Genomic DNA, 3,731 nt, shown 5'->3' with positions numbered 1-3,731 from the left:
TAGTCGAGCAGCAGCCGGAGGTAGCCCTCGTACGTCGAGGGCAGCCCGGGAATGCCCATCAGCTCGCCGAAGCGGGTGGTGAAGCGCGCGAACGCCTCGACCTCGACCGGGTCGAGGTCGCGCCAGCCGAACTCGTCGATCCAGCGCACCGGTCCGACGATGGTGGTGGCCAGCACGTAGGCGAACTCGTCGTCGGGGATGTCGTAGTGGCCGTGGATCCGGTTCAGCCGGCGCGCCGTGGCGTGGCCGCGCGGCGAGTCCAGCCCGTCGGCGCCGGCCTCCTCGCCGATCAGCAAGGTGTCGTCGTAGCGCTTGACTCCGTCGTGCTCGAACTCACCGGTGCGGTCGAGGAGCCTGGCGATCGAGGGCACCCCGTAGTCGCGCATGAACGCGATGCCGGCGCCCTGCACGTAGTCCCACGGGAACTCGTGCCGCATCGTCAACCGGACGATCTCGTCGTAGTCGGCGGCCGGGTCGAGCCCGCGGATCCGGCGCAGGTGCTCCCAGCGACGCGGGTGGGCCAGCCGACGAGGGAGCCGCACGGTCAGATCCCCAGGCTCCGGCCGATGATCTCCTTCTGGATCTCGGTGGTGCCGCCGTAGATCGTCGACACTCGACTGTCGAGGAAGGCCCTGGCGATCGGGAACTCGGTCATGTAGCCGTAGCCGCCGAACAGCTGGACGCCCTGGTTGACGAGCTTGTTCTGGAGCTCGGTGGCCCACCACTTGATCATGGCGGCGTCGACCGGGGTGAGGTCCCCGTCGAGATGCTTGCGCACGCAGTCGTCGAGGAAGGCGCGCGCGATCCGGGCCTCGGTGGCCATCTCGGCGAGCAGGAAGCGGTTGTGCTGGAACTTCCCGATCGGCCGACCGAAGGCCTCGCGGGTCTTGGCGTGCTCGACGCAGAGCTCGACGACGGCCTCGACCGCGGCCACCGCCTGGGCGCCGATGATCAACCGCTCCTGCGGGAGGTTCATCATCAGGTAGACGAACCCCTGGCCCTGCTCGCCGAGCAGGTTCTCCTTGGGCACGCGCACGTCGGTGAAGGAGAGCTCGGCGGTGTCCTGGGCGTGGAGGCCGATCTTGTCGAGGTTGCGGCCACGCTCGAAGCCCGGCATCCCGCGCTCGACCACGAGCAGGCTGATGCCCTGGTGGCCGGCGTCCGGGTCGGTGCGCGCGACCACGATCACCAGGTCGGCGTTGATGCCGTTGCTGATGAACGTCTTCGAGCCGTTGAGGACGTAGTGGTCGCCCCCGTCGACCGCCGAGGTGCGCACGCCCTGCAGGTCGGACCCCGCACCCGGCTCGGTCATGGCGATGGCGGTGATCGTCTCGCCGCTGACGCAGCCGGGTAGCCAACGTCGCTTCTGCTCGTCGGTCCCCAGGCTGGTGAGGTACGGGACGATGATGTCGCTGTGGACCGAGAACCCCGGTCCCGAGGCGCCGCACCTCGTCTGCTCGTCCGAGAGGACCACGTTGTACCGGAAGTCCGTGACGCCGGCGCCGCCGTACTCCTCGGGTACGTCAAAGCAGAGCAACCCGGTCTCCCCGGCGGCGAGCCACACCTCGCGAGGGACGATGCCGTCCTTCTCCCACTGCGCGTGGTGGGGCACGACCTCCCGCTCGAAGAAGGTCCGCGCGGTCTTGCGGAAGTCCTCGTGCTCGGCCTCGAACAAGGGCACGTAGTGGCTCACGAGACCCATTCCTTCACCTGAGCGACGGTCGCCGCGGGGTCGTCGCTGGCCGGCATCACCGTGAGGTGGGTGACCCCGGCCTCGCGGAACGCCGCGATCCGCTCCTTCACGTAGGACGCGGGGCCGACCAGGTTGGCCGCCTCGAGCCAGTCAGTGGGAACCAGCGCCTCGGCCTCCTTCTTCTTGCCGGAGAGGTAGAGGTCCTGGATCTCCTCGGCCTCCTTCTCGTAGCCGTACGCGCGCGCGACGTCGTTGTAGAAGTTCTTCCCCCTCGCCCCCATCCCGCCGACGTACAAGGCGAACAGCGGCCGCGCGAAGTCCAGCAGCGCCTTGGTCTCCGGTCCCTCGCCGATCGCGACCATGCCGCCGGCGGTGATGCCGAGCGGGCCGAGCTCGGCGGATCGCTTCGCGGCGCCGGCAACGAGCGCGTCTCCCCAAACCAGGTGGGCGCGCTCGGGGTGGAACAGGTGGGGGATCCAGCCGTCGGCGATGGTGGCCGCCTGCTCGACGGACTTCGGACCCAGCGCTGCGATCCAGATCGGGATCGTGTCGCGCTCGGGATGAGTGAGCATCTTCAGCGGCTTGCCGACGCCGGTGACGCCACCGTGCTCCTTGGTCAGCGGGAGCGTGAAGATGCCGTCACTGGTGAGCACCTCCCGCTTCAGCCCGCGGCGCACCAGGTCGATGATCTCCGCGGTGCGCCCCAGAGGCTTGGAGTACGGGACGCCGTGCCAGCCCTCGATCACCTGCGGTCCGGACGCCCCGAGACCGAGGACGGCCCGGCCACCGGAGACGTTGTCCAGCCCGGCTGCGGTGGAGAGCAGCGTGCCCGGCGTGCGTGAATAGATGTTGAGGATCGCCGAGCCGATCTCGACCGTCTCGGTCCGGGCGGCGAGGTACCCCATCAGGGTCGGGGAGTCGAAGCCGTACGCCTCGGCGACCCAGACGACGTCGATCCCCGCCTTCTCAAGCCCGGCGACCTGGTCGGCCGCCGTTCGGGGGTTGCCGTCGTACATCAACGTGTAGGAGAGCTTCACCCCGTCATCGTGACAGTAACGCTGTCACAATCGCAAGGAAGGGTGCACCGCACGCCGCGATGACTCAGTGCCGCCCGTGCCAGGACTCCCACAGCGCGGCGTACGAGCCACCGGCCTCGACCAGCTCGTCGTGCGAGCCGAGCTCGGAGATCGTGCCGTCCTCGACGACCGCGACCCGGTCGGCGTCGTGGGCGGAGAACAGCCGGTGGGCGATCGCGATCACCGTCCGGCCGTGCAGCACCGCCGCGAGCGAGCGCTCGAGGTGGCGTGCGGCGCGGGGGTCGATCAGGGACGTCGCCTCGTCGAGCACCAGCGTGTGCGGGTCGGCCAGCACCAGCCGGGCGAGCGCGACCTGCTGCGCCTGGGCCGCCGTCAGCGAACGACCACCCGAGCCGACCACGGTGTCGAGCCCCTCCGGCAGCTGGTCCACCCAGTCGAGCGCGTCGACCGCGTCCAGTGCCGAACGGATCTCGTCGTCGCCGGCGCCCGGGGGCGCGGCCAGGGCGAGGTTCTCGCGCAGCGTGCCGACGAACACGTGGTGCTCCTGGGTGACCAGTGCGACGTGGCCGCGGAGCTCGGACAGTGGCAGCTCCACCAGGCCCACGCCGCCGACCGTGACCTCGCCGGTCCGCGGCGGGTGGATGCCTGCGAGCAGCCGCCCCAGCGTGGACTTGCCGGCACCCGACGGACCCACCATCGCCACCCGCTCACCGACCCGCACATCGAGGTCGATCCCGTGCAGTACGTCTCGGCCCTCGACGTACGCGAAACGGACGTCGTCGGCGGCGAGCTGCTCGTTCTCGGGCTTCGCCCCCGTCACGTGACGGTCGTCGGGGACCTGCGCGACGCCGAGCAGCCGCGCCAGCGACGCGCTGCCCATCTGGAGCTCGTCGAGGTAGCTCACGATCCGGTCGACGGGGTCGATCAGCATCTGAACGTAGAGCGTGGCGGCGGTGACGTCGCCCAGCGACACGGTGCCCTGCATGTAGAGCCAGCCGCCG

The 3,731-nt window shown here is 70.0% G+C and carries 4 protein-coding genes; all 4 read right to left on the bottom strand.

All coding sequences use genetic code 11. The features are described 5' to 3' along the window. On the bottom strand, positions 1–542 hold a 542-nt coding region (locus VFZ39_RS16280), incomplete at its 3' end, for an oxygenase MpaB family protein (protein WP_330866839.1). A 2-nt stretch (positions 543–544) separates the two neighbouring features. Continuing rightward, entirely contained in the window at positions 545–1,693 is a 1,149-nt protein-coding gene (locus VFZ39_RS16275; RefSeq protein ID WP_330866838.1) for an acyl-CoA dehydrogenase family protein, read from the bottom strand. Further along, a complete protein-coding gene (locus VFZ39_RS16270) occupies positions 1,690–2,730 on the bottom strand; it encodes an LLM class F420-dependent oxidoreductase (protein WP_330866837.1) in 1,041 nt (346 codons plus the stop codon). The genes VFZ39_RS16275 and VFZ39_RS16270 overlap by 4 nt, the downstream gene beginning before the upstream one ends. Before the next feature lie 64 nt (positions 2,731–2,794). Beyond that, positions 2,795–3,731 (bottom strand): ABC transporter ATP-binding protein (locus VFZ39_RS16265; protein ID WP_330866836.1); only part of this gene is annotated, 937 nt, incomplete at its 5' end.

It is taken from the genome of Nocardioides sp. (assembly GCF_036374615.1).
Taxonomy (GTDB): Bacteria; Actinomycetota; Actinomycetes; order Propionibacteriales; family Nocardioidaceae; genus Nocardioides.
Note: the sequence above shows the minus strand (reverse complement) of the source record. Positions and strands in the feature narration are given on the sequence as shown.